Source organism: Endozoicomonas sp. ONNA1, from assembly GCF_024606325.1.
In the GTDB taxonomy this organism is placed as follows: Bacteria; Pseudomonadota; Gammaproteobacteria; order Pseudomonadales; family Endozoicomonadaceae; genus Endozoicomonas_A.
The window spans coordinates 1-4236 of the sequence record NZ_JAHHPN010000304.1 but is presented as its reverse complement, the minus strand read 5'-3'; the positions used below and the strand labels follow the sequence as shown (position 1 = coordinate 4236).

The 4236-nt window shown below is 44.9% G+C and carries 1 protein-coding gene; it reads left to right on the top strand.

The genetic code is table 11. The features are described from left to right. A partial coding sequence (locus KDK19_RS07150) for a hypothetical protein (RefSeq protein ID WP_257291637.1) occupies positions 1-4236 on the top strand: 4236 nt, incomplete at both ends.

The following is a 4236-nucleotide window of genomic DNA, read 5'->3' as shown; positions in this document are numbered from 1 at the left end:
TTGCCACCATTGAAGTAGAAAAAGTTGAAGTGAATGGGCGTACCTTCATGCGTCTCATCGCTTCGGGCGATCAGCCTCCTGAACTGAAGCGACTGGGTCAATCGCTTTTTGTCAACGATGAAGCTCTCCTGGCAGCCGCCGCCTCTGCCTATATCCAGGTTCATGTCCTGGGAGAGGATTTACAACAGCAGGCCCTGAATGAACTGTTAGCACACAGCAAACCCGTCGGATACATTGTACACAGGGAGGATGACACACAATTTTATCCTCTGCCTGCGGGCTATCCAAAGCTGGAAGTATCAGAAGTTTCGGGAGAGGTGATTGTTTTCCATGGTCAGAAACTGAATCCGCATGATATCGCTTTTGTAGAAAACCTCAATAAACCTCTGGGTACCGAACTCGCTTCTTCGTTAACAAGACAGGTTAAAAAATACAAGGTCAAAAGCTACCAGCACGTCATTCGAAGCAGGCAGATGGCAGTGCTGGAGGATTTTGTTACACGACACGACGCTGCAGTTAACAGAGATCAGGAAACGCTTGCAGGGAAAAATAAACCGGAGACACTTTCCCTTGAAGAGGAAGATAAACTGGCGATACTTTCGCTTGCATACTACGAGTCTCTTCATCAGGCGTTAGCCAGCGCTACTCCAGATGAGGCAGATGAATTTGAGTTCACACCGGAACACATCAAAATCGCTTCGTCAGTCACCACGCCAACCTGGTTGCATATTCAACTTGCAAAACACTTCAACTTCAGACCCGTACTGAGAGATCTTCTGAATACCCGGCATTTTGTTCAGAATATGCTGAATACTGCACCCCATATCTCCAAACTACCGGGCGATTTTTGTTACAACGACGAACATTTTGCTGACAAAGTCCTGCGCGACCTGGCCAGACAATTGATTGAGGTGGATAACACGCTCGAAGAGCTACAGATAAAAGAAGCCAAACTCTTACAGCTTGAAAATCAATTGCAGCAAGCAATGGAAAGAGTCGACGCAATTGACAAGGAAAAACAGCAAACACAACGACACTATGAGCAAGCTGAATTTGAGCTGGGACATCTTCGTTACGATATAGAAGAGCTTGAAAACCAGGAACGGAAACTTCAGAAGAAAATCAAACAAATTCCAAAGCTGAAACAACAACTCCGTGATGCCAGAATAGAAATCATAAATACCTACAACTCTGAGCTGGCAATAGCGCTTGGCATTGATGACTGGGATGATGCCCAGCCACAAGAAGAGCAATCCAGACGTCTCCTGGAGACAATTAATGACATGCGCACAAAGGTTGTCGCAACCTATACCGCAACAGGACAGTCTGATGAAGAAGTTGTAAAAGCAAAACTGGCGGCGATTGAAGGCCAGTTCAGTATTACTCCGGACGATAAAAACGATCTGAGTTACAGCAACCCCAGGTCCGGTTTAAATCTGGATGAGACATTAATGATGGCCGAAGAGAATCCTTCGGAGAGTCTGGCTTTAATTGAAAGACATTATGGTCTGGTCCCGGTTGACAAAGCTGACCTGAATGCACGTATCAAGGCCATTCAGGAACACCTTAAGCACGTTAACTACTTCAAGCAACTGGAAGAACAGGCCGATCAACCACCTGTTCAGCAACAAAGCATCGGCACAGAGACAGAAAAAGCAGCAGCAACCCGAGCTCACAATGCAGTCATAGGCTCGCATTTAAACTTGCCAGATTTTGAAGACAATACAGATCCTGACACTCAGCAAGAAGTTCTGTTCAATTGGATTGAATCAATGAATGCTGAAATACAAAAATTAACAAAAGTGAGCGATGATCAACTTAGCGAGATTGAAACACATCGCAAAAAGATTGAAACACTTCGCAAAAATATTGAAACACTTCGCAAAAGTCTTAAAACACTTCACATAAAGGATGCTGATCAAGTTGGTCTTATTCGAGAAATTCAGTCACGGAATTATAGACAACTTGACGAAAATGTAGCACTTCTCAGAGAGAATGCTCGTCAACTTGAAAAACTTGTAAGACTTGATACACAGCATATTCAAGGCGAAGCCATCAAGGCCCGGCATTTACAGAAAATGAACGCTGTGAGCGAAGAAGTGGAGATTCCTTTAGAATATATGCTGATGCATTTAGAGGAAATATACTCCAGAAGAGGTTATAGCAAAGCCGACGCCGCATTCTTACGAGCTGCTTTGGCAGGGTTTTATGGTACCAGCGGAGCAGAGGAAAATAGAAAACTGACAGACGCAGTGGAAGTCAGGGTGAAGAAGCTTGCAGATTTGGAAGAAGAACTGGAAAGCCTCAAAACACCTCGCCACATTGTCAAGTCTGAAGTACTTGAGACAATGGGTAACGTGGAAAAAATCCTGGAGCTGGATGACCCCGATAAAGAGGACGATGTTTATAAGCGTCGTAACGCCATTTCCAGGGGAATGCAGACATCCATCACAGAAGCCTCACAGAGGGCAGAGGAAGAGGCGCTGGATGTACTGAGATCCGTAGAAACACTACTCGGGATCGAAGTCAATGAGGATGATGAGAAAGCCACAAGACTTGACAGGGCTCGCAGTAGACTTGACGGCGATGATGTCACCGAAATAAAGCTGGATGATATAAAGAATGTCCTCTGGGATGAAAGCATCAAGCTTGATGAAGATAGAGATAGCAAACTCGATACTCTTCGTGCGCGTCTTACGTATTTAGTTGAAGACACGAATCTGCAAGCCAAATGGCAACAGTTAGATTTCCTTGAAGCAATAGAGTACAGACTGGACATCAACGTGGATGAAAACGTTGCTGCCAAAGAAAGAGGCAAGGATTTCGTTGCTAAACTGGCCGACGAACTAAAAGTGGAATTAAAAAAAGATGCCAGCCTGAATGAACAGATCCACGCTCTGGGGTACAGAATTCGGACATTAAACGATGAACTGGACAAAGTCATCAATGATCTCCTTGATAATGAAAGCATGGAAAGAGCCATATATAGCGAAATTGCCCATAACCTCGGGATTCAGGACTATGAAGATGATGCCGACGAGGATGTTCGGATCAATCTCATTACAGAAAAATTCCAACAGCTGTATAAAGAACTTTATGAAGCGGGTCGTCCTACGGTTAATGAGCGTATTGCAGCCATTGATGCTGAGCTTGACAGACAATTGGCTCGTCTGGGACCTAAACCACAATACGTTCTTGATCGTGAGGTAGCCCGAGCCAGGGGAAACATAGCAAAAGCTGAGATTGAGCTGGAGCAACTTCATCACAAACTGGATGCTGTTCATCGTGAACAGGTGGTATTCGCAGATTCTACTGATGCCCCCCCTGACACAGATAAATACATTGCAGCTCTCAATGGGGCACTGAAAGACATTCATACCAGGTTGGGCCTGACTCAGACTGATAATCAGACCCCTGAAGATCATTTAAACGACATTGAACGTTTTATTCAGAAAAGCGAATACTATGCAGAAAGACGAACTGAGGCCCTTCATCAACTGCACACTACCATCAAAGCTCTGAAAATCCCTTTTGAAAGTGACCCTGATAATCTGTTAGAAGAAAGTAATATCATGAATGCCATTAGAGACTATAGAGCCTCTCATGACCGAAATGAAGTCAATAAAGCATTGGGGGAACTGCCTGAAACCAGACACAAGTACACTCAGGTCACGAAGTTCCTGCATGAGCACGAGGCCAGAGAAATGGAATTAGCCAATGCACAGGATGAAGAAAAACAGGCACAAGAGGCACTTAACACTAAAAATCAGGCGATTGACCCTTCCAAAGACAGCGATCCGAAAACTAAAACCAAACTTGAGCACAATCTTGAGCACAATCTTGAGCACAATAGAGAAGTACCGGACTTAGTTCTGGAAAAGAAAAAAGCACACATTTCAAAAGCACAGGAAGCTTTGAAGGCTCATGAAGCGACTCTTAAAGTCATCGAAGATGACGTGGGCCTTAAGCCAGACCCCACTGCCCGCTACGCTGACCGGGTTGAGGCTTTGAGACATAAACAGGTAGAAATGGGCGGGTTTGACGGTAATGGCGGTAAGATCCTGCAACTGACTCAGGAACAGGACCGTCTGAACAGAGAAATAGAAGTCAGGACAGCGGACATAGAGCAATTAAAGGAAGTCCTGAAAGTCGCAGAGAAAGCCGTCGAAAATGAGGGTGGTCCCTTCCAGTACACGCCGAAACAGGCAAATATACTGACCGATATCTACGCCTTCG